The 21,649-nt window shown below is 69.3% G+C and carries 21 protein-coding genes, 1 pseudogene and 1 riboswitch; of the genes and pseudogenes, 7 read left to right on the forward strand and 15 right to left on the reverse strand.

Annotated features, from left to right (window positions below; genetic code table 11):
- Positions 1 to 53 precede the first annotated feature (53 nt).
- Positions 54 to 779: a lipoyl(octanoyl) transferase LipB gene (gene lipB / locus AC07N1_RS14940; protein ID WP_494672528.1), complete on the forward strand. Its 726-nt coding sequence runs from the start codon at positions 54 to 56 to the stop codon at positions 777 to 779.
- Position 780: 1 nt separating this feature from the next.
- Here the strand turns inward: lipB and AC07N1_RS14945 are convergent.
- The 4 genes and pseudogenes from AC07N1_RS14945 to AC07N1_RS14960 all read right to left on the reverse strand — a co-directional run.
- Positions 781 to 899, reverse strand: a pseudogene (locus AC07N1_RS14945) (hypothetical protein); the annotation flags it as partial.
- A complete protein-coding gene (locus AC07N1_RS14950) occupies positions 896 to 1,300 on the reverse strand; it encodes a DUF805 domain-containing protein (protein WP_110121014.1) in 405 nt (134 codons plus the stop codon). The pseudogene AC07N1_RS14945 and the gene AC07N1_RS14950, both read right to left, overlap by 4 nt.
- A gap of 98 nt (positions 1,301 to 1,398) precedes the next feature.
- A complete protein-coding gene (locus AC07N1_RS14955) occupies positions 1,399 to 1,800 on the reverse strand; it encodes a DUF805 domain-containing protein (RefSeq protein ID WP_494672529.1) in 402 nt (133 codons plus the stop codon).
- Between the two features lie 42 nt (positions 1,801 to 1,842).
- Positions 1,843 to 3,819 (reverse strand): acetyl-CoA carboxylase biotin carboxylase subunit, encoded by a 1,977-nt coding sequence (locus tag AC07N1_RS14960; RefSeq protein ID WP_494672530.1) that lies wholly within the window; start codon positions 3,817 to 3,819, stop codon positions 1,843 to 1,845.
- A 143-nt stretch (positions 3,820 to 3,962) separates the two neighbouring features.
- Here AC07N1_RS14960 and AC07N1_RS14965 point away from each other — a divergent pair, with 143 nt between their 5' ends.
- Together AC07N1_RS14965 and AC07N1_RS14970 are read left to right on the forward strand one after the other, a co-directional pair.
- On the forward strand, positions 3,963 to 7,748 hold the full coding sequence (locus tag AC07N1_RS14965) for a LamG-like jellyroll fold domain-containing protein (RefSeq protein WP_494672531.1): 3,786 nt from the start codon (positions 3,963 to 3,965) through the stop codon (positions 7,746 to 7,748).
- A 41-nt stretch (positions 7,749 to 7,789) separates the two neighbouring features.
- Positions 7,790 to 8,221: a GlcG/HbpS family heme-binding protein gene (locus AC07N1_RS14970; RefSeq protein WP_494672532.1), complete on the forward strand. Its 432-nt coding sequence runs from the start codon at positions 7,790 to 7,792 to the stop codon at positions 8,219 to 8,221.
- A gap of 204 nt (positions 8,222 to 8,425) precedes the next feature.
- Here the strand turns inward: AC07N1_RS14970 and AC07N1_RS14975 are convergent, their stop codons facing one another.
- Positions 8,426 to 9,004, reverse strand: coding sequence for a type 1 glutamine amidotransferase family protein (locus tag AC07N1_RS14975; RefSeq protein WP_494672533.1), 579 nt, complete (start codon positions 9,002 to 9,004; stop codon positions 8,426 to 8,428).
- On the reverse strand, positions 9,004 to 9,324 hold the full coding sequence (locus AC07N1_RS14980) for a heavy metal-binding domain-containing protein (protein WP_494672534.1): 321 nt from the start codon (positions 9,322 to 9,324) through the stop codon (positions 9,004 to 9,006). The genes AC07N1_RS14975 and AC07N1_RS14980 overlap by 1 nt, the downstream gene beginning before the upstream one ends.
- Before the next feature lie 66 nt (positions 9,325 to 9,390).
- Between AC07N1_RS14980 and msrB the strand changes: the two genes are divergently transcribed.
- Positions 9,391 to 9,870 carry a peptide-methionine (R)-S-oxide reductase MsrB gene (gene msrB / locus AC07N1_RS14985; RefSeq protein ID WP_494672535.1) on the forward strand — a complete coding sequence of 160 codons (480 nt, stop codon included), beginning with the start codon at positions 9,391 to 9,393 and terminating at the stop codon, positions 9,868 to 9,870.
- 237 nt (positions 9,871 to 10,107) lie between these two features.
- Here the strand turns inward: msrB and AC07N1_RS14990 are convergent, their stop codons facing one another.
- The 6 genes from AC07N1_RS14990 to thiC all read right to left on the reverse strand — a co-directional run bounded on the left by AC07N1_RS14990 (position 10,108) and on the right by thiC (position 15,166).
- A complete protein-coding gene (locus tag AC07N1_RS14990) occupies positions 10,108 to 10,506 on the reverse strand; it encodes a hypothetical protein (protein ID WP_494672536.1) in 399 nt (132 codons plus the stop codon).
- A 67-nt stretch (positions 10,507 to 10,573) separates the two neighbouring features.
- Complete coding sequence (locus AC07N1_RS14995) at positions 10,574 to 10,975, reverse strand: hypothetical protein (RefSeq protein ID WP_494672537.1); 402 nt, start codon at positions 10,973 to 10,975, stop codon at positions 10,574 to 10,576.
- A gap of 46 nt (positions 10,976 to 11,021) precedes the next feature.
- Positions 11,022 to 11,375, reverse strand: a complete 354-nt coding sequence (locus AC07N1_RS15000; protein WP_494672538.1) for a DUF1428 domain-containing protein — start codon at positions 11,373 to 11,375, stop codon at positions 11,022 to 11,024.
- Between the two features lie 77 nt (positions 11,376 to 11,452).
- Positions 11,453 to 12,805 (reverse strand): S41 family peptidase, encoded by a 1,353-nt coding sequence (locus AC07N1_RS15005; RefSeq protein ID WP_494672539.1) that lies wholly within the window; start codon positions 12,803 to 12,805, stop codon positions 11,453 to 11,455.
- Positions 12,806 to 13,024: 219 nt separating this feature from the next.
- Entirely contained in the window at positions 13,025 to 13,219 is a 195-nt protein-coding gene (locus tag AC07N1_RS15010; protein WP_110133296.1) for a hypothetical protein, read from the reverse strand.
- Positions 13,220 to 13,327: 108 nt separating this feature from the next.
- Positions 13,328 to 15,166, reverse strand: a complete 1,839-nt coding sequence (gene thiC, locus AC07N1_RS15015) for a phosphomethylpyrimidine synthase ThiC (protein ID WP_494672540.1) — start codon at positions 15,164 to 15,166, stop codon at positions 13,328 to 13,330.
- Positions 15,167 to 15,239: 73 nt separating this feature from the next.
- Positions 15,240 to 15,345, reverse strand: a riboswitch (TPP riboswitch).
- A 126-nt stretch (positions 15,346 to 15,471) separates the two neighbouring features.
- On the opposite strand from thiC, the gene AC07N1_RS15020 reads away from it, so the two are divergent.
- Complete coding sequence (locus tag AC07N1_RS15020) at positions 15,472 to 17,595, forward strand: hypothetical protein (RefSeq protein WP_494672541.1); 2,124 nt, start codon at positions 15,472 to 15,474, stop codon at positions 17,593 to 17,595.
- A gap of 119 nt (positions 17,596 to 17,714) precedes the next feature.
- Here AC07N1_RS15020 and ypfJ read toward each other — a convergent pair whose 3' ends face one another.
- From ypfJ to AC07N1_RS15035, 3 genes are read right to left on the reverse strand one after another with little or no spacing between them, the layout of a single operon-like run.
- Positions 17,715 to 18,557 (reverse strand): KPN_02809 family neutral zinc metallopeptidase, encoded by an 843-nt coding sequence (gene ypfJ, locus AC07N1_RS15025; protein WP_494672542.1) that lies wholly within the window; start codon positions 18,555 to 18,557, stop codon positions 17,715 to 17,717.
- Between the two features lie 17 nt (positions 18,558 to 18,574).
- The gene (locus AC07N1_RS15030; RefSeq protein ID WP_494672543.1) at positions 18,575 to 18,973 is read right to left on the reverse strand and encodes a hypothetical protein; all 399 of its coding nucleotides are present in this window, start codon (positions 18,971 to 18,973) and stop codon (positions 18,575 to 18,577) included.
- Between the two features lie 19 nt (positions 18,974 to 18,992).
- A complete protein-coding gene (locus AC07N1_RS15035; RefSeq protein ID WP_494672544.1) occupies positions 18,993 to 19,580 on the reverse strand; it encodes a tetratricopeptide repeat protein in 588 nt (195 codons plus the stop codon).
- 225 nt (positions 19,581 to 19,805) lie between these two features.
- On the opposite strand from AC07N1_RS15035, the gene cuyA reads away from it, so the two are divergent.
- Positions 19,806 to 20,807, forward strand: coding sequence for a D-cysteate sulfo-lyase (gene cuyA, locus AC07N1_RS15040; RefSeq protein ID WP_494672545.1), 1,002 nt, complete (start codon positions 19,806 to 19,808; stop codon positions 20,805 to 20,807).
- Positions 20,808 to 20,816: 9 nt separating this feature from the next.
- On the forward strand, positions 20,817 to 21,479 hold the full coding sequence (cuyB, locus tag AC07N1_RS15045) for a cysteate racemase (RefSeq protein WP_494672546.1): 663 nt from the start codon (positions 20,817 to 20,819) through the stop codon (positions 21,477 to 21,479).
- The last annotated feature ends 170 nt before the right edge of the window (positions 21,480 to 21,649 follow it).

Raw genomic sequence — 21,649 nt, forward strand, 5'->3', positions numbered from 1 at the left:
AATTGCCGATGGCGGAAAATCCCGCGCCTAGGCTCATGCAAGACTAAGGCCGCATGCTTGATCGCCCGTTAAACCTTGAAGATAAAGGTCTTCCCGATTTGTCGCGCCCGGACGGCCTGGCGGCGGGGTGGGCAGTTTCGACCTGTTACGTGCCCTACCCGGCAGCCGTCGCCGCCATGGAGGCCCGCGCGGCCGCCATCGCCGACGGCTCGGCGGGCGAACTGATCTGGCTTCTGGAGCATCCGCCGCTCTATACCGCCGGCGTCTCGGCCAAGACATCCGACCTGCTGGAGCCCGAGCGCTTCCCCGTCTTCGAGAGCGCGCGCGGCGGCCAGTTCACCTATCACGGCCCCGGCCAGCGCGTGGCCTATGTCATGCTCGACCTCACCCAGCGGGGCCGCGACGTGCGGGCCTTCGTCGCGGCGCTGGAGGCCTGGATCATCGACGCCCTGGACGCCTTCAACGTGGTCGGCGAGATGCGCGAGGGCCGGGTCGGCGTCTGGGTCGAGCGCAAGGGCGCGGGCTGGTCGCGCGAGGACAAGATCGCCGCCATCGGCGTCAAGCTGCGCCGCTGGGTCAGCTTCCACGGGATCAGCCTGAACGTCGAGCCTGACCTGTCGCACTTCTCGGGAATCGTGCCCTGCGGCCAGACCGAGCACGGCGTCACCAGCCTTGTCGACCTTGGCCTGCCCGTCACCCTCGACGAGGCCGACGAGGCCCTGAAGGCCAGCTTCCGCAAGGTGTTCGGGGCCGTGGAGGACGCCAAAGCGCCGATCTAAGCCCTGCGTCCTTCGAGGCCCGCTTCGCGGGCGCCTCAGGATGAGGACCTCTATTGCACTGAATGCCTCATCCTGAGGTGCGAGCCGGCGGCGAGCCTCGAAGGACGCACAGCGTATCAGATCGCAGGCGCCTTCAGCGGCGGCTGGCCGTAGCGGTTGGCGCCCTGCTCGCCGCCCATGACGCCCAGCTCGATGATCGCCCAGACCAGCACGATGGCGAAGGCGAAGTCGAGGAAGTGCTGCGGGGTCGGCCAGACGGCGACCATGGCCGCCAGCACCAGCGCCGCCCACCAGCCCGACCGGCCGCGATCGTGCAGGCGCTTGGAAAGCACGCAGGCGCCCGAATACAGCAAGGCCGAATAGACCAGCCAGCCGGTCAGCAGCCGCAGCACGTCTCCGGCGATGGCTTCGTACAGCACGGCCACGCCGATCAGCACGGCCGAGACGATCAGGAACGGCGTGCGCGCCAGCCTGCCCGTGGAGGACAGGAACAGCTCCGCCCAATCGATCCGACCGTTCATGCTCGCCAAGGCTCCGCGACTCTCTTCGAGCGGAACCTAGGCGCAGCCGGCCCGATGCGGAAGTCGCGACGGCGTCACACCTCGGCTCGAAAACGCGCTCAGCTCGTCAGGTTCAGCGGCGCCTCGCCAAGGCCCTTGGGCGACGGGCCGAAACGGTTCGGGCCGGGCGTGCCGTCGATGAAGCCGAGGTCGACGAGGCCCACGATCCAGCCGACGACGGGCACGAGCAGGCAAAACGCCGCCCACGGCCATCCCCGGTCGCGGTCATGACAACGCTTGAGGGTGACGGCGACCACGCCCCAGATCACCACGGCCGCGACGACCAGGCCGACGGCGTCCCATGCCGGCGACAACAGGAGGGTGAAGCCCCCGAAGCGCGACACCAGCCAGCTGACGAGGTCCAGCGACATCAGCAGAAGATAGAGCGCCAGGTTCAGCAGCCAGTAGTCGAGCCGGCGGATACGGCCCGAGAAGCCGAAGAACTTGTGCAGCGTGTTCATTGAATCACCCCGAACGGATCAACCGCGACGTGATCACATCGATCAGGAAAACTCCACCAGCACCTGGTCTGCCGCCACCGGATCGCCGGCCTTGGCATTGACGGCCTTGACCACGGCGTCGCGCTCGGCGCGCAGGATGTTCTGCATCTTCATGGCCTCGAGCACGCAGACGATCTCGCCCTCGCGGACCTGCTGGCCGATCTCGACGTCCATCGAGACGACGAGGCCCGGCATCGGCGACAGCACCAGCTTGGAGGTGTCGGCCGGCGCCTTGGCTGGCAGCTTCTCATGCAGCTCGGCGCTGCGGGCGGTCAGCACCAGCACCCGGGCCTTGGCGGCGCGGTGGCGGATGGTGAAGCCCTCGGCGGCCGGGGCGACCTCGGCGGTGAAGGCCTGGCCGTCGAGCACGGCGCGGAAGGTCGCCAGGCCCGGCCGCCAGGCGATGTCGGTCAGGACGAGGCTGCGGCCTTCGTCGAGCAGGCTGATGGTCAGGCCCCGGTCGCTCTCGGCCTCGAACCGCACGCGGCGCTTGGCGTGGCCGACCACCACCGTCCAGTCGGTGCGCCTGGAGCCCAGCCGGCGAGCCAGCACCCGCTGCAGGGCGCAGCCCGTGGCCGCCAGGATGTCGAGCTGAACCGGCGTCGGCTCGGTTCCGGAAAAGCCATCCGGGAACTCGTCCTTGATGTAGCTGGTCGCCAGCTGGCCGGAGATGAAACGCTCCTGGTCCATCACCGCGGTCAGGAACGGCACGTTGTGGCTGGGGCCCTCGATATGGAAGTCCTCCAGCGCCCGGGCCATGCCCGCCACCGCTGCGGTCCGGGTTGGCGCCCACGAGCACAGCTTGGCGATCATCGGATCGTAGAACATCGAGATCTCGTCGCCCTCGCGCACCCCGGCGTCGTTGCGCACGAGATAGCCGTCCTTCTGGCCTTCCTCGGGCGGGGCGTAGCGGACGAGGCGCCCGATGCTGGGCAGGAACTTGCGATAGGGATCCTCGGCGTAGATCCGGCTCTCGACGGCCCAGCCGTTGATCGACAGATCGTCCTGGCCGAACGCCAGCGGCTCGCCGGCCGCCGAGCGGATCATCTGCTCGACCAGATCCAGGCCCGTGATCAGCTCGGTGACCGGATGCTCCACCTGCAGGCGGGTGTTCATCTCCAGGAAGTAGAAGCTCTTGTCCTGGCCGGCCACGAACTCGACCGTGCCGGCGCTGTCGTAGTTCACCGCCTTGGCCAGGGCGACGGCCTGCGCCCCCATGGCCGCCCGCGTCTCCGGATCGAGTAGCGGGCTCGGCGCCTCCTCGATGACCTTCTGGTTCCGCCGCTGGATCGAGCACTCGCGCTCGAACAGGTGGACGACGTGGCCATGCTTGTCGCCCAGCACCTGGATCTCGATGTGGCGCGGGCTTTCGATGAACTTCTCGATGAAGATCCGGTCGTCGCCGAACGCGCCGGCCGCTTCGGCCCGCACGGCCGGGAAGCCTTCCTCGACGTCCTGCCGGTTCCACGCCACCCGGATGCCCTTGCCGCCGCCGCCGGCGCTGGCCTTGATCATCACCGGATAGCCGATGGTCTCCGACACCGAGAGCGCTTCGGCGACGTCGGCGATCTCGCCGATGTGGCCCGGCACGCAGGAGACCCCGGCCGCCGCCGCGAACTTCTTGCTCTCGATCTTGTCGCCCATCGCCGAGATCGCGCCGGGATTGGGACCGATGAACACGATCCCTTCGCCGGCGCAGCGCTGGGCGAACTCGGCCTTCTCGGACAGGAATCCGAAGCCCGGATGCACGGCCTGCGCGCCCGTCTCTTTGCAGGCGGCGATGATCTTGTCGGCCACCAGATAACTCTGCGCGGCCGGCGAGGCGCCAATGTGCACGGCCTCGTCGGCCATCTCCACCGCCAGGCTGTCGGCGTCGGCGTCCGAGTACACCACCACCGTCGCGATCCCCAGCCGACGGCACGTCTTGATCACCCGCACCGCGATCTCGCCCCGGTTGGCGATCAGGATCTTTGAAAACATCGGCCCATCCCTGCGCGGCTTTTCGCCTTGTCCCTAGGCGTAACAGGCCAAGGCCGGTTTGCAACGCGGACGGCTCGCGCTAAAAGCGTCGCAGGAACCATGACACCGGTTTCCAATAAGAACGACTTAGGGAGTGACGCGTGGTGAAGCAGGCGCTTTTTCTGGCCTCCGCCTTTTCGGTCATCGCCGCCGCCAGCGCGGCCGCCGCAGCCGGTCAGGCTGAACCCGCCCTCCTCTTCCACGTCTCCGGCGACAAGGGACTGAAGGCCGACTACGCGGCCGGCGACGCCATTCCCAACTTCGCCGACAAGGTCGCCGTCATCCCGACGGGCAAGGCCGGCCCGGCCCTCTCGGCCCAGGACGACGGCGTCCTGGCCTGGAACGCGCCCGGCAACATCCAGGCCCAGCGCGGCACGCTCTCGTTCTTCTGGCGCTCGGGCTATCCGGTCGGCGTCGCGCCGTTCGTGATCTTCCGCGTCGGCTACGCCGACCACACCAGCTGGGACATGGCCTTCCTGCGCATCGACTGGAACGGCCACGGCTTCGACGCCTTCGTCACCGACAACGGCCTGGCCCGCACCCGCGTCTCGTTCAAGCTCGACAAGCCCCCCGCCGCCGACGCCTGGACGCACCTGGCCTTCACCTGGGACGAGCAGACCGGCGTACAGCTGTTCGTCGACGGCAAGGCGGCAGCCAAGAAGGAGGCCAAGCGGGTCTATGACGCGGGCCTGGACCAGTTCGGCGTCGCCGGCCGGGTGATCGCCCCGCACCAGGTGCAGAGCCGCTACAACTTCCTGCGCGGCGGCGACCTGGACGAGATCCGCGTCTACGACCGCGCGCTGGACGCGGCCGGCGTCGCCGCCCTGGCCCGCAACGAAACCCCTGCTGCGACAGCCCCGGTCCCGACGCTGGACGATCCCGCCACGCACGCGGCCTGGAAGCTGCGCTACGGCTGGACGGGCGAGGCCCCGCCCCTGCTGACCGATCCGGCCACCCGAATCCGCAAGGTCGAGTTCACCGACGCCAAGGACCTCAAGGAGTGGATGTGGCGGGCCAACGACGGCATCCCCGAGACCACCTGGCCCGGCGTCTACAACCGCTCGCGCCTGGAAGGCCGCGACGACTACTTCCAGCTTCCCGACTGGAACACCTACGTCGAGGGCGGCAAGGCCCTGACCCTGGCCCTGCCCGACGAGCCGATCAGCCGCCTGGAAATCCAGGGCACGGCCTATGGCGACCTGACCTGGGCGGCGAAGGCCGGCGACAAGGGTGCGAAGGTCGGCGTCCGCGCCAAGGGCCTGACCCGGTCGGTCACCACCCTGGCCCAGCCGCTGAAGGGCGGGGTGCTGACCTTCACCAACACCGACCAGGAAACCCCGATCCAGGAGATCTGGGCCTATGACGTCAACGCCGGCAAGGAGCCCGACGGCGTCTTCAAGATGAACTACACGGTCCGCGCCGACGTCGCGCCGGACTATCTGAACCTCGCCGACCTCAACGCCTATGTCGCCGGACGCCATCCGGCCGGCGAGCGGGCGACGGTCGTGGCCATTCCCGACGCGGCCCCGCAGCGCAAGCGTCCGGCCGGCGACCTCACGACGAAAGGCCTGCCGATCGTCCACGTAATGATCCCGTCGGGCTTCGGCGACGCTCCGGCCGCCCAGGCCCTGGCCCGCAACTGGGCCTATGGCTGGGAGAACGCCCGCGACGGCCTGGACGGCGTCGCGCTGGACATCCCCGCCCTGCCCGGCGCGGCCGGAACGACGATCCCGCTGAACATCCAGGTCAAGGACCCGATCTGGCCGGGCCGCAACATGATCGACGTCTCGGTCTCGGTGAAGGCCGGCGAGGCGCGCACGCTGTGGCTCGACCTACGCGACCGCATCCTGACCGCCGACAGCCTCTACCTGACCATCGCCGCCGACAGCGCAGAGTTCGGCCCGAAGGCCCTGGACGGCGCCAAGATCCGCCTGGTCTTCAAGGCCCGCGAGGAGGCCAAGGCCGAGCACGTGGCCGACCGCTTCAACCAGGTGAAGGACAACTGGGCCTTCCTGGTCGAGGAGCACACGACCTCCAAGCGCCAGGGCCTCTATCGCCGCCTCTACGCCGACATCTCCGACCTGCTGCGCGTCGATCCCGACCACAAGGAAGGCCGCGAGTACTGGGGCGACATCACCTATGGCAGCCAGGGCTGGCCGGCCTTCGAGCAGCCCAAGGCGCCGGACGGCGTGCCCCTGTGGGCCTTCCGCCAGACCGAGGACCTCAAGCGCGTCGCCAAGTTCATCAACTGGTGGATCGACGAGCGCCAGGTTCCGCACGGCGACTTCGGCGGCGGCCTGTCCGACGACAGCGACTTGCTGCAGCAGTGGCCGGGCCTGGCTCTTATGGGCGTCGATCCCGACAAGGTGCGCGACTCGCTGAACCGCCTGACCGATGCGGTCTACCGCAACGGCATGTTCACGAACGGCCTGTCGACCATCGTCACCGACGAGCTGCACGCCTACGAGGAGGGCATCAACTCCAACAGCGAGGCGATGTATCTCGACTACGGCGACCCGCTGGCGGTCGAGCGGCTGTTCACGACGGTGAAGGCCCTGCCGGGGATCATCGATCGCAATCCGGCCGGCCACGTCCACTTCAACACCAACTGGTACAGCGGCGCGATCTCGTACCGCGAAGGCCCGTGGGAGTGGCAGAAGCCCTATTCCTTCGGCGTCGTGCACCCGGCGATCCTGATTGGCGACTACAACGGCGACCGCACGGCGCGCGACATCGTGCTGGGCCTGGCCGACGGCTATCTGGCGCACGTGAAGCCCGACGGCTCCTATCCCAACGAGATCAACTGGCGCACCGACGCCGAGCGCGGCGGCACGGTTCTGCAGGGCTCGGGCGCCAGCGGGCCGTTCCAGATCTTCTGGCAGGCCTGGCGCTGGACGGGCGACGCCAAGTACCTGGCGCCGATCCAGTGGCGGATGGGCAAGAACGGCGTCAAGTCGCTGAACGACCTCAACGACAACGCCCTGTCTATGCTCGGCCTGGGCGAGGCCAACAAGGACGCCATCGTCAAGTCGGCGGCCAAGGGTGGAGCCATCGAGCGCTTCGCCGCCTGGAGCCTGACCGGCGACAAGACCTGGCTCGAAAAGGCCTATGCCGACGAGATCCAGTGGGCCGACCAGCACATGTACATGCACACCGACGGCCACTGGTGGTCGGACCGGGTGGAAATCCCGTCGGACGTGCTGCAACGCTCGCGCCTGGGCGGCATCGCCAACAAGCGCGGCCAGATGAACCCGGGGCACCTGGTCAGCTGGCGCTTCGAGGCTGGGGCGAAAGGCGAGGACGTGGCGATCCTGATCAAGGACGGCGCGGCGAAGGGCTTCAAGGTCTTGGCCTACAACCTGTCGGACAAGCCGGTGACGGCGGTGATGACCGGCTGGAATGTCGCGCCCGGCCAATGGACGCTGACCCAAGGGATCGACACGACCGACGACGACAAGATCGACGGCGCCGGCGAGACCCGTCAGGTCGCGTTCGAGCGCACCAAGGCCGTGACCGTGATCCTGCCGTCGGGCCGGACGAGCATCATCGACATGGCGCTAGCACAAGCGGGCGACGATCCCGCCAAGCGCGCCGATCTCGGCATCGGTCGCGGCGACGTGACGGTGAAGGGCTCGAGCATTACCGCCAAGGTCCACAGCCTGGGCGCCCAGGATGCGACGGCCTCGCGCCTGGAGCTGGTCGACGCCGGCGGCAAGGTGCTGGCCTCGGCGGTCGTGCCCGCCCTGGCCGCGCCGAAGGACCTGCTGCCCAAGACCGCCACGGCCCGGCTGAAGATCCCGGCCGGCGCCAAGCCCTCTGAGCTGCGCCTGCGCATCGTCACCGCCCAGCCGCAGATCACCGCCCTCAACGACGAAGTGAAGTTGCCATGAGCCGCGCCCTCGCCGTCCTGACCGTTCTTGGAGTTCTCTCGATGTCCGCCCCCGCCGCCCTCGCCGCCGACGCCCTGGAGTACGGGCGCAACGTCACCCTGGCGGAAGCCAAGGCTGCGGCCGGCGCCGCCGAGGCCGAGGCGCTGAAGAACGGCTGGGCCGCCGTCATCACCGTGGTCGAGCCCAACGGCCAGACCGTGCTGTCGTGGAAGATGGACGGGGCGTCCTACGCCGCTCCCGGCGTCGCGCGCCGCAAGGCCGAGACCGCCGCGGGCTTCAAGCGCCCGACCAAGGCGTTCCAGGACGCGGTCAAGGCCGGCAACCTCAACGCCATCTCCAACGGCGCCCTGGCCATCGAAGGCGGTGAACTGCTGCTTTCAGGCGGCAAGATCGTCGGGGCGATCGGCGTCTCGGGCGCCACGCCGGAGCAGGACGGCATCATCGCCCGCGCCGGCGCGGCGGCGGTGAAGTAAGGGGCGTTCCCGCCTAGCCAGGCCTCTTTTCTGCTTTCCTCGCCCTTGTGGCGAGGACCCATGCGTCCGCGCGATCGCTTTCACCGGCGCGAGCGCGGCCGCCTGCGCGAAATCCCGCAGCGCACAGCCCACCGCAGGCCTGGATCCTCGCCACAAGGGCGAGGAAGGCAGCTTTGGGGTGGCGGAGGATTGGAGGATCTCCGTTCAGCCCTCGCCAAACTCCTTGGCGAACATGGCGATATAGCCGTCGAGCCGTTCCGAAGCTTCGGGCGCGACCAGACGCGTGACCTCGGCCGAGAAGGTGACCGGCGACGATCCGGCAGCGGTGACAACCTTGCCGTCGACCACCGCACGGGGGCTTTCGACATAGCCTTCGCTGCCCGCATAGCCCGGCGCCTGTTCGGCCAGCCAGTCCTTGCCGTTCGAGGTATGGGCCTTGCCCGCCAGCAGGCCGGCCCTGGCCAGGGCGATGGTCGCGCCGCAGATGCCGGCGACGATCTTGCCATCGGCGTGAGCCTGGCGGAGCAGGCCGAACAGGGCGTCGCTCTGATAGGTCTGCCAGGCGTCCGAGCCGATCAGCAGGAAGACGTCGGCGTCGGACAGCACCGGATCCTCGAAGCCGTAGTCTGCGGCGGCCAGGATTCCACCGATCGAGGTCTCCGGATCCCCGGTCGGGGTGGCGATCTCGATCTGGACCTTGAAATATTCGCGCAGGGAGGCCAGCACGGGACCGGCTTCCCAGTCGGCCCAGCCGGGCTGGAGAAAGGCGACGGCGACGGTCATCAGCGCAGCTTCACGGCGGTGCCGGCGGCGGTGACCATCAGCATGCCGTTGTCGACGCCGAGGGCCTCGTAGTCGAGATCGACGCCGACCACGGCGTCGGCGCCCAGGCGGCGGGCCTCGTCGATCATCTCCTGCAGGGCGATGTCGCGCGCCTCGCGCAGGGCCTTCTCGTAGCCGCCGGCGCGGCCGCCGATGATGTTGGTGATGCCGGCGAACAGGTCGCGGAAGATGTGCGCGCCGATGATCGCCTCGCCGGAGACGACGCCCAGGGTGGCCACCGTCTCGCGCTCGGCGACGTACGGAGTGGTCGAGGTGATCATGCGTTTCCATCCCTTGCATGCCGCGCGCCCTACCGGCGAGCCGTTCGAAACCCTAGATTGGCATCCATGACCCAAGCCGCCACCCTGTCTTCCACAGGTTTCGACCTGACCCCGCCCACCGAGCCCGAGCGCGAGCGCCTGGAGGGCGATCTCACCGCCGAGGAGGCGCGCGTCCTGCTGCACCACGGCACCGAGGCCCCGTTCTGCGGCGGCCTGCTGGGCGAAAAGAGCCCCGGCGTCTACGGCTGCCGGCTGTGCGGCCTGCCGCTGTTCAAGCACGAGACCAAGTTCGAGAGCGGCACCGGCTGGCCCAGCTTCTACGCCCCGTACGACGAGGAGCACGTCAAGGCGGTGCGCGACACGTCCTACGGCATGGTCCGCATCGAGACCCGCTGCGCCCGCTGCGACAGCCACCAGGGCCACGTCTTCCCCGACGGCCCGGCCCCGACGCGGCTGCGCTACTGCATCAATTCGGTGTCGCTGCAATTCGTGGCCAGCGGCCAGCCCCTGCCCGATCCGCTGCATCGCGGTGATCGGCTACCCTGACCACGGCAAAGCTTCCGTAAGGGAAGTTCGACCGTCGGTGGAAAAAATGGGTTGTCGCACACAACTATAAAGAGCACATTCGCGCTCGACGCCGACGGATCGGCGACTCGCTCGGGCGACGTCCCCTAGACGACCGCCCGAACCGCCCGCGCTTAGCCTCCGGCAGGGTTATAGCGCTCCATGGCGGACGCGTCGGGAGAAGGCCCCTTCCCCCCAACCTTCTCCCGACGCGAACCCCTAGTCTCCCGAGGCGGCGACCGGGCCGTAGGCGACATAGCCGCGCTCGACCATCCGGCGCAGGGCCTCATAGGCCGCCGACAGCTCGTCATAGGCGGTGCGCAGGGCGGACAGCTTCTCGACTTCCGCCGGCTCGGGCGGACGGCCCGACTGGCCGATCGCCAAAGCCGCCGCGGCCCAGCGCGCCCGGGACTGGGCCGTGCTCACGGCCAGCTTCTGGAAGTGGCCGGCGTCGAGCCGTCCCAGAGCCTGGGCCATGATCTCTCGATTGGAGATGAAGGCGGTGTAGTCGATCTGCTCCAGATGGCCGCGCAGCCTGCGCTGCTCCTGCGGATCGATGTCCTGCGGCTCGAAGTGATCGCTGAAGCGTCGAGTGCTGGAGGTGACGGTGGACGACATGACGGCCTCCCTGACCGCTCGTACTGGCCAGGAGTCTGCGCCTTCGCCCTTAAGCGGTCGTTACTCGTCAATCGGGCGTCAGCAAGCCCTGCAACCCGACGATCATGGCGATGATCCCGAACACCGCCAGGACCAGGCCCGCGCCTTGCGAGCCGCTGGCCGGCAGCTCGCCGCTGGCGCCCAGTCGGCGGGCGACCGCCCCGGCCCGCAGACGATCCCACAGCAGCAGGACGCCGACCGCCAGGCCGACGATCTCGAAATGGAAGACGCGCGGTCCCGAGACCAGGTGGACGATCAGGAAATAGCCGCCGCAGACCAGGGCCGCGATCCCGACGATCCAGCCGAACGGCGCCAGCCTGCCGGCGAACCGCGCGAGGTCGTCGCCCGCGCGCGGCAGCAGGGCCAGAAGGCCGATCGCCAGCAGGAAGCCGCCGAGGATGTTGCAGAGGTCGAGGAGCAGTTCGAGCATATCCCTGGAATGCCGACCGCGAGGCCGGCGTTCCAGGAAGCGTCGATCAGTGCTCCACGATGCTCTCGAAGCCGCCGAAGATCATCCGCTTGCCGTCGAAGGGCATCGATTCCATGTACGGCTTGAGGCGCTCGTCGGCCATGACCTTGGCCATCACCTCGTCGCGCTTGGCGCGGCTCTCGTAGGTGATCCACGAGAAGATCGTCACCTCGTCGTCCTTCAGCTGGACGGCGCGAGGGAACGAGGTCAGCTCGCCATAGGGCACGTCGTCGGCGATCGCCTCCACGTAGGAGAGCGCGCCGTGCTCCATCCATACCGTACCGCCCAATCGGGCCATGTCCTTGTAGGCCTCGATATTGGCCTTGGGCACGGCGACCACGAAACCATCGACATAGGTCATGGGGTATCCTCCCTGGATGTTGTCGTTCCCCCAGGACGATCGAACGCCCGGAAGGCCGACAACGGCGAGGAAAAAATTCAGCGGGCGCGGATCATTGCCACAAGACGGGTCAGGGCCCTGGCGTGGCCGTGGCCGGGATCGTCGGGCGGATGGACGATCAGCGGGACCTGCGGGGCGATCCCCACGCCCTCGACCACACGCCCTTCGGCGTCGCGATGGATCTCGGCCGGCAGGGCGAAGCCCCAGCCGTTGGGGAGCGGCACGGGAACCTGGTCCGACAGGGCGCCGCGCGTGGCCTCCCCGACCTGGCGCACATTGGGCAGGCCGCGCATCATCAGGGTGAAGGTCTCGCCGGCGCTGACGGTGATGTGGCTGGTCAGCAGCCAGACCGGCCCCAGATAGCGTGGGCGGTCCGACGGCTCGACGACCAGGTCCTGCCACGGCCCAGCCACCCCGGTCGGGACCTTGGAGGCGGCGACGACGCGCCCGGCCGCGAACCGCGCCGCGATCCGCCGGCTGATGGTGTCATAGCCGCCGCGGTTGTTGCTGACGTCGACGATCACCGCCGAGGCGCCGGAAAAAGCGGTCATGGCCTCGTCGAGGACGGCGTCGAGCGCGGCGATGTCGTCGTCTCCGGCCGTCGGATCGAAACCGCCCATCGAGACGATCGCCAGATAGCCGACCTCGCCGTCGCGCCCCCAGAAGATCCGGCCGTTGGCGACCTGGCGGGCGTGGAACGGCGCGGCCAGCACGCCCTCGCGCCAGGCCTTGCGCCAAGCCGCCTCGCCGCCGGGCCTGCCCTGCGCGCCGAGCAGTACGGGAGCCTCGCCGAACCGGCGCGATCGCGGCTCACCGGCGATGACGCCGTCGAGCTGGACGTGCGGGTCGGAGATCCCGCGCAGCAGGACGCCCAACGCCTTCCATAGGGCCGCCTCGTCCGGCGCCGGACCAAGCGCCGCGAAGGCCTCGCGACGACGGGCGGTCCAGTCGAAGCCGCGCTCGGCCGACAGGGGATAATAGGCCGCGAAAGCGTCGGCGACGGCGGCAAGGGTCCGCTGCGGCGTCCAGGGGCGCTCGTCCGAGCAAGCCTTCGGAAAGGCCTTCAGCCGATCGAAGCGATAGACCGTGCCATCGGCCTCGCCGACGATCTCGACCGTTCCCTTCCCGGCCGGCCGCCACATCTTCAGCACGCCGTCGGGATCGGCCTGCGGCCGGGGATCACGCCAGCAGTCATCGCCGGCTACGTGGTAGAGGCTGGGTCCCTCGGCGTCGAAGCGCACGATCCAGCCATAGCCCCGCGACCGCCAGACGCCGTGTAGAGCGGGGGCGACGACGCCGTTCTCAAGGACGGGGCGCCCCGCCTGCGCCGCCAGGGTCGGCGCGCCGACGGACAGTCCCGTGATCAGGGCGACGTAGGCCAGAGCTTTCATGAGGCCGGCTCGGTCAGGGTTTGACGGCCGGCATGGCGCGCCTTCCTGAAGACCTCTTCGACGCGCTCGATATCGGTTTGTGGCTCATGGCGAGCGCGAAGCTAGCAACTGCCGGCCGTCTTCGCCACAGAGCCGGATCCGCCATGCGAAAAGGCCCGGCTCTGTGAACCGGGCCCATCCGTTTTCCATCGCAGGCGGCGTTCGCGCGCCGCGCGCGGATCAGCCCAGCGCGGCCAGGACGGCCTTCTGCTTGGCCGCGTCCAGGTGCGGGACCAGGGCCTTGACGATGTCGATCGTGGCCTTGTTGACCACCCGCACGTCGGGCGCGGGGTCGCCGCCGTGGATCTTGAGCCAGAGTTCGATGATCCAGTGCGGATCGTTGGCATGCGCGAGGACGATGGGGCGGAGCGCCATGACGGTAGCCTCATGAGTTGCAACTCGCGAACAATACACCCATGAGAGCAATCTTTCAGCATGCGCGGCGGCCCTTCACCGGAGCGTGAAGAGCCGCCTCGCATCGCCTCACTCGGCCTTGAGATAGATCTCCGAGCCCTGCTCTTTGAACTTCTCGCTCATCTCCGCCATGCCCAGCTCGGCCGTGTTCGGCGCCTGAGCGGCGGCGAAGTCGCGGACTTCCTGGCTGATCTTCATCGAGCAGAACTTCGGGCCGCACATCGAGCAGAAGTGCGCGGTCTTGTGCGCCTCCTTGGGCAGGGTCTCGTCGTGGAAGGCCCGGGCGGTCTCGGGGTCGAGGCCGAGGTTGAACTGGTCCTCCCAGCGGAACTCGAACCGCGCCCGGCTGATGGCGTCGTCCCACATGGCAGCGCCCGGGTGGCCCTTGGCGAGGTCGGCGGCGTGGGCGGCCAACTTGTAGGTGATGACGCCGGTCTTGACGTCGTTGCGGTCGGGCAGGCCCAGGTGCTCCTTGGGCGTGACGTAGCAGAGCATGGCCGTGCCGAACCAGCCGATCATCGCCGCCCCGATCGCCGAGGTGATGTGGTCGTAGCCAGGGGCGATGTCGGTGGTCAACGGACCGAGGGTGTAGAAGGGGGCCTCGTGGCAGTGCTTCAGCTGCTCGTCCATGTTGGCCTTGATCTTGTGCATGGCCACGTGGCCCGGCCCCTCGATCATCACCTGAACGCCGTGTTTCCAGGCCACCTTGGTCAGCTCGCCCAGGGTGCGCAGCTCCGAGAACTGGGCCTCGTCGTTGGCGTCGGCGGTCGAGCCGGGACGCAGGCCGTCGCCCAGCGAGAACGACACGTCGTAGGCGCGCATGATCTCGCAGATCTCTTCGAAGCGCTCGTAGAGGAAGTTCTCCTTGTGGTGGGCCAGGCACCACTTGGCCATGATCGAGCCGCCACGGCTGACGATGCCGGTCACGCGCTTTGCGGTCATCGGCACGAACGGAAGCCGCACGCCGGCGTGGATCGTGAAGTAGTCGACGCCCTGCTCGGCCTGCTCGATCAGGGTGTCGCGGAAGACTTCCCAGTTCAGGTCCTCGGCCACGCCGCCGACCTTCTCCAACGCCTGGTAGATCGGCACGGTGCCGATGGGCACGGCGCTGTTGCGGATGATCCAGTCGCGGATGTTGTGGATGTTGCGGCCCGTCGACAGGTCCATGACCGTGTCGGCACCCCAGCGGGTGGCCCAGACCATCTTGTCGACCTCGTCGGCGACGGTGCCGAGCACGGCCGAGTTGCCGATGTTGGCGTTGATCTTGACCAGGAAGTTGCGGCCGATGGCCATCGGCTCCAGTTCGCCGTGGTTGATGTTGGCCGGGATGATGGCCCGGCCGCGGGCCACTTCCTGGCGCACGAATTCCGGCGTCACGAAGTCGGGCACGGAGGCGCCGAAGTCCTCGCCGTCGCGCACGCAGGGGGCCGACTGCTCGCGGCGCAGGTTCTCGCGGATGGCGACGTATTCCATCTCGGCGGTGATGATCCCGGCGCGGGCGTATTCCAGCTGGGTGACCAGCTTGCCCTGCGTCCCGCGATAGACCTTGCGGCCGTTGTCGGGGAACTGCGGAGCCAGGTGCTTGCCCTGAGCGAAGCCGTTGTCCTCGGGCTTCACTTCACGCGGATTGCTGACGACCTCGACGTCGCCGCGAGCGACGACCCAGGCGTCGCGGGCGCGCTGCAGGCCCTTCTCGATGTCGATGGTCGCAGTCGGGTCAGTGTAGGGGCCGGACGGGTCGTAGATGGTCACCGGCGGCTCGTTGGCCGACGGGTGGACGGCCACCTCGCGGAACGGCACGCGGATGTCGGGAAACAGCTCGCCGGCCTGATGGACCTTGCGCGACCCGGGAATGGGGCCGGTGGCGACGTCACTGGTCGCCGGGATGATGGGGGTTTGGGCGTTCATGTTGCGGGCTCCTCAAGCATTGAAGAGACCCGGACGTGTCGAGCTAAGTCGGTTTACGGGCTGGAATAGACGCCTCCAGACCGCGTTCCCTCCCTTCGCCGGCATGACCCGGATCAGGTTCGACGGGTCAGGGCTCAAGCCCAATCTCAGCCGCGACAGCGACCCCCCGGTGAACAGGGCGGACACTAGGGCGATTGACGCTTGGGTCAAGTGCGCAAGAACGCTGTTTCGCCAACGCATTTACAGGTTGCACAATCAGGCGGATACATCTTCGGCGACACAGGGCCGCGGCGAGGGGAGCCGGCATGGGCGAGCGTTCCGAACTTCTGGCCTTCTTCCAGCGATCGAAGATGCCGCTGGGCCTGCCCCTGCTGGCCGCGGCGGCGGTTCCGGCCGCGATCGTCGGCCTCCTGCTGTTCTATCTTCCGGACCTGCCGCTGGACCTGGCCTTCTTCGGCGGCTGGCTGGCCCTGCTATCGCTGGCGGCCCTGGTCTGGGCGACGATCTTCTGGGGGCTTGCCGTCGCCGTGACGCCGCAGCAGCAGTCGCTGACCAGCGCCTCGGTGGTGGCCGTGGCCATGTCGCTGGCCATCGCCTCGGTCGCCTCGCCGCCGGCGATCGGCTCACTGGCGCAGAAGACCGGACGGGTGGTCGAGGCGGCCCTGGCCTGGACGCCGGCCCTGGTCTCGCAAGCGGTCAGCGGCTTCGACCCCTGCTCGGGCGACGCGCTCACCCGCCCCGACCAGCGCCGGCAGACCGTGCTGAAGGGCCGGATCACCGGCGTGCTGCACGGCTTCATCAGCCGCGGCGACCGGGCCTGCACGCCGGCCGACCTGATGCCCGCCGGCCTGCTGGCGGCCCGCGCCCAGGCGGCGACAGGCGGCGCCTGGATCTGGTTCCTGATCGTGTTCGGCCTTTGCCTGGTCCTGGCGCGCGCCTTGGCCGAGGCGCGGCTGCAATGGTACCCGGGCGACGGCTCGCGCGAGCCGATCATCGCCTATCCGAAGTGGATCGCCGCCGTCGTCTACACGGCGATCCTGATCCCGGCCTCCTACCTCGCCATCGGCTCGCTGCTGCTGCTGACCCAGGAGACCACGGCGGTCGACCAGGCCGAGCTGAACAAGCGGCTCGACGAGGTCGAGGCCAAGGCGATGTCGAACCAGAGCATGGAGCCGCTGACCGTCAACACCGGCCTGCTGCTGGGCCAGGCGGTGAACGCCGCCAACGCCGTGCCGCCCTCCGCGAGCGTCCGGGGACCGGAGGTCGGCGGAGAGCCCGCGCCGGTCGTCGCCGGGACGGCCGCCCTACCCGTCACGCCGGCGGTGGACCAGGCCGAGCAGCTGCGGATCATCGTCCAGGGCGTGAACGACTACCAGAAGCTCAGCCAGCGCTTCGAGCAGTACCGGGTGTCGCGCAAGCTGGAGATCGTGGCCGCCTACAACGAGGCGGTCGGCCGGTTCCCGCCCAGCCAGCTGCCCGGCTATGTCGACATCCTGGTCGAGCGCTATCGCGAGCAGGTGGTCTCCCGCCGCCTGCAGCTGCGCCAGTGCCTGGGAGCCCTGGCCGGCGTGCAGACCGTGTCGATCGTCGACCGCAAGATGAACCTGCGCAACCTGGCCGCCGCCGCGCCCTATACCGAAGAGATAAAGAGGACCTGCAAGGCGCCGACCGAGACGACGGTTCAGGCGGGCGCCGACGACGTGGCGGCCGATCGCAACCTGCGGCTGGGCAACCTGATCGAGCGGGTGCTGTACCGCTGGCTGATCGGGGTGCCGGCCTCGACCCTGCTGATCCTGGGCCTGATCGGCTTTGGCCTGTTCGGCGCGGCGATCCGCATGCTGGGCCGGCCCGATCGTCCCGAAGCCGCCAACGAGCCCGACCAGCCGGTCGACGCCGCCGCCCGCGCCCGGGTCGAAGACCTGTTCGCCCGCAGCGAGGCCCTGACCCAGACCCCGCCGCCGGCCGACGACGACGCCTCGCCCCAGGCCGAACGCCGGCGCCAGATCCTCCGGCAGGAGATCCTGGCCCTGAAGGCCCTGGCGTTGCGGATCAACGCGGCCTCGCGCAGCGACCACGCCGGCAGCAACAACATCGTCTATTTCCGCGCCAACTACGTCGTCGACGACGACGGGCTGGTGCGGGTGGGCGAGCGGGTGGCGGTCAGCGGGGCCCCGGCCCGGGTGCTGGTCCACGGCATGGGCGCGGCCTTCACGATCTTTCTGCTCAGCGAATGCGGCGCCCGCCTGTTCAACGAGGGCGGCCAGACCAACCCGATCGGCATGCTGGCCATGGGCTTCATCGGCGCGGTGTTCGCCGAGGACATCTGGAAGCGGGCCCGCGAGGTGCTGGGCGACAACCTCAAGCGCAAGCCCGAGCCGAAGTCGCCGCCCGAGCCCGCGCCCCAGCCGGCCGCCGTGCCGGCCGAGTAACGTCGGGGCGAAAACCTCGCCCTTCGACAAGCTCAGGGTGAGGTTTTCTACTGAACCGCCGCATCAATGGTCCTCATCCTGAGCCTGTCGAAGGACGAGGACCACGCAATGCGGCTCCCTTAAAGCTCGCTCGCCGAGAAGGTGTCGCAGGCCGCCGGCTTGCCCGCGTCGTAGCCCTTGCCGAACCAGCGCATGCGCTGGGCGCTGGTGCCGTGGGTGAAGCTGTCGGGCACGACGCGCCCCCGGGCCTTTTCCTGGATGGCGTCGTCGCCGACCGAGGCCGCGGCCCCAAGTCCGTCCTCGATGTCGGCGCGGGTGATCTGGATGTTGGAGACCTCGGGCGCGTGCCGGGCCCAGACGCCGGCGTAGCAGTCGGCCTGCAGCTCCAGCCGCACCGAGCCGCTTTGCGCGCCCTGCCGGCCCAGCCGCTGGGCCTGGCGGTCGGCGCCCAGCTGGTTCTGGATGTGGTGGCCGATCTCGTGGCTGATGACATAGGCGCGGGCGAACTCGCCCTTGGCCCCGAACTTGCTCTCCAGCTCGTTCCAGAAGCTGAGGTCGAGATAGACCTTGCGATCGGCCGGACAATAGAACGGCCCCATCGCCGCCTGGCCCGCGCCGCAGCCGGTGCCGGTCGAGGCGTCGTACAGCACCACGGCCGCCGGCGGGACATACTTGCCGCCCGAGCGGGCGAAGATCGGCCCCCAGACGTCGGTGTTCGAGGTCTCGATGACGTCGACGAAACGGCCGCCCTCGTCCTGCACCGAGCCACGCTGGCCCTCCTGGGCGGCCGGCTGCTGGGCCCCGTTGACGACGCTCAGGGTCGTCTCGGGATTGATGCCAAACACCAGATAGCCGACCACGGCCAAGGCCACGGCGCCGATGCCGCCGCCGGCCACGCCGACCGGACCCAGGCCGCGTCGATCCTCGATATTGCCGGAACGCCGGCCGCCTCCCCATTCCATGCGCGCAAGGCTCCCTTTCAGCGTTCCGAAGCGGGCTTGACGGCCCGGATGGCGGCATTGCTCCGCGCCAGGCGGGCGTCGGTCAAGCGGTCGAGTTCGTCGAGGCGCAGCGACATAGGCGCCGCCGGATCGCCGCGCTCGGGCAGGACCTGGGCGGGCGCGGGCCTGACCAGGGCGGGTCCGACCGGAACTTGCGGCGTTCCCAGGGTCGCGGCGGCGGCGGCGCGATCACGGGCCGCCTGGGTGCGGCGGGCGGCGGCCAGCTGGTCCTGGCGCAGGCTATCGGCCTCCATCCGGGCGGCCTGCCGCTCGCGCAGCAGGCCCGGATCGACCTGAGCCGCGGCCCCAGCGGCGCAGGCAAGCGCCGAGAGCGCCGTTCCCGTCGCCAGGAGGATCCTTCCAGACCTTCGCCTCATGCCGTCTCCGTCGCTGTCGTCATCGGCTCTGGACGGTGAAACGCGCCAGTTCGGCCTTCGGCGCCGCCCAGGTCGGATCGAGTTCGGCCGCGCGGCTGTAGTCGCGATAGGCGGCAGACAGGTCGCCCATGTTCTCGTGCGCCAGGCCGCGGTTGTAGAAGGCCCGCTCCGGATCCTTGACGCCCAGGGCCAGGCCCCGGTCGATCTCGGCCAGGCCGTCGGCGAACCGCTCCTCGGCCACATAGGCCGCGCCGCGATTGACATAGGCCTCACCCAGGGTCGGGTCGATGCGGCCGGCGGCGTCGAAGTCCTCGCGGGCCTGGACATAGGCCTTGCGGCGCAGCTGGATCACCCCGCGATTGACGAAGGTGCGGGCGCGGTCGCCGGCCTTCAGGCTCTCGACCTCGAGGGCCGTGGTGCACAGGCGCAGCGTCGGGTCGTCGGAGCGGCCCTTGATGACGGCCTCGGAGCAATCCTTGGCCATGCCTCCGCCGATGATCAGGACCGAGGCGCTCGCCCCGCCTGCGGGGGCGATGAGGGCTAGGGCGGCGACGCCCATTATCCAGCCGCGAGCGCGCGGCCGAGACGGAATGGTCTTGGCTTCCATGCGTTTCTCCCAACGTTCACCCGGCCTTCCGGCAGGCCCGCGGGGATGGGAGAACCCAAGCCGCGGACGCGCGGGGACGGGCTTTTCGAGCCGGGCGGCGTCGAGGCCGGCCGGCGAGCGCCAGCATAGCACCGCCAGCTTCCGAAGACCCGCCAAAACGCCGTGAAACGCTTTGCCAGCCCGCGCGGCGCGGCCTATCTCCAAGCGTCCGGATAGGAGTTTCGCATGCACCTGGCCCGCTTTCCCCGCGCCCGCTTCGCCCATCTGCCGACGCCGCTGGAGCCGCTGCCGCGGCTGGGCGCGGAACTGGGGATCGACCTTTGGGTCAAGCGCGACGACTGCACGGGCCTGGCCGGCGGCGGCAACAAGACCCGCAAGCTGGAGTTCCTGCTCGGCGAGGCCCTTGCCCTCGGCGCCGACACCCTGGTGACCCAGGGCGCGGTGCAGTCCAACCACGTGCGCCAGACGATCGCGGCCGGCGCCCGCTACGGCCTGGCGACCGAGGTCATCCTCGAGGAGCGCACGGGCTCGAAGGCGGCCGACTATGTGGGCAACGGCAACGTGCTGCTCGACAAGCTCATGGGCGCGGCGATCCGCTTCGTGCCGGGCGGGACCGACATGAACGAAGAGCTGGAGGCGACCGCCGAGATCGTCCGCCGGCGCGGCGGCAAGCCCTATGTGATCCCCGGCGGCGGCTCCAATACGGTCGGGGCCCTGGGCTATGTCGACTGCGCCCGCGAGCTGGTGGTGCAGGCCGACGGCCTTGATCTGAAGATCGACCGGCTGGTCACCGCCACCGGCAGCGCCGGCACCCATGCGGGCCTGGTCGCGGGCTTCGCGGCGCTGTCGGTCGACGTGCCGATCCTCGGCTTCGGGGTGCGGGCGCCCAAGGCCAGGCAGGAGGAGAACGTCTTCAACCTGGCGGTCGCCACGGCCGAGACGATCGGCGCGGCGGGCCGGGTCAGGCGCGAGGCCGTGGTCGCCGACTGCGACTATGTGGGCGAGGGCTATGGCCTGGTCGACCAGGGGGTGATCGACGCCCTGGCGCTGGCGGCGCGGACCGAAGGCCTGCTGCTGGATCCGGTCTATTCGGGCAAGGCGATGAAGGGGCTGATCGATCAAGCCCGCAAGGGCGCGTTCAAGAACCAGCGCGTGGTGTTCCTGCATACCGGCGGGGCGCAGGGCCTGTTCGGCTACCAGACGGTGCTGGAGCCGGCGCTGGGTTAGGAGTTTCCGATGAGCAAGGTCCTCGGCGTGCTGGGCGGCATGGGTCCGGCCGCCACCCTCGACTTCCTGGCCAAGCTGCAGGCGGCCACGCCCGTGGTCCGCGAGCAGGACCACATCCGGGTGCTGGTCGACATCAATCCCAAGGTTCCCGACCGCAACACCGACGGCGACGTGGCCGGGCCTGTGCTGGCGGCCATGGCGGCGGGCCTGCGCGACGCGGGGGCGGAGGTCCTGGCCATCGCCTGCAACACCGCCCACGCCTTCGCCGAGCAGGTGAAGGCCAGCGGCCTGCCGCTGATCGACCTGCCGGAGACGGCGGTCGAGGCCGCGCGCGTTCACGGCGCGACGCGGATCGGCGTGCTGGGCACCGGGTCGGCGCTTTCCATCTATCGCGACCGCCTCTCGCACCTGGGGCTGGAGGCGGTGAGCCTGGGCGACCACGAGCAGGTCGAGTTCATGGCTCTGCTCTATCGGATAAAGCGCGGCGACCTCTCGGACGCCTCCCGCCAGACCATGGCGGCCCTGGCCCACCGGCTGGTCGGTCTGGGCGCCCAGGCCGTGGTGGCCGGCTGCACCGAGGTTCCGCTGGTGATGGGACAGGCGGATCTGGCGGTGCCTTTCGTGGACGCGACGCAGGCGCTGGCGGAGCGATGCGTGGCGGTGTGCAGGTAGCAGGGAACCTCCCCCTATGGGGGAGGCGATCGCGTAGCGATCGGTGGGGGGTGTTCTTGGGACGACGGCCGACGCCTCGGAAGCTGAAAACGCCCCCCCACCGGCCTTCGGCCGCCTCCCCCACAAGGGGAGGTTCCCCCTCAGTCGCTCCGCGACAGCTCCCCCAGAGG

The organism is Caulobacter sp. GW821-FHT09B11, assembly GCF_059418205.1.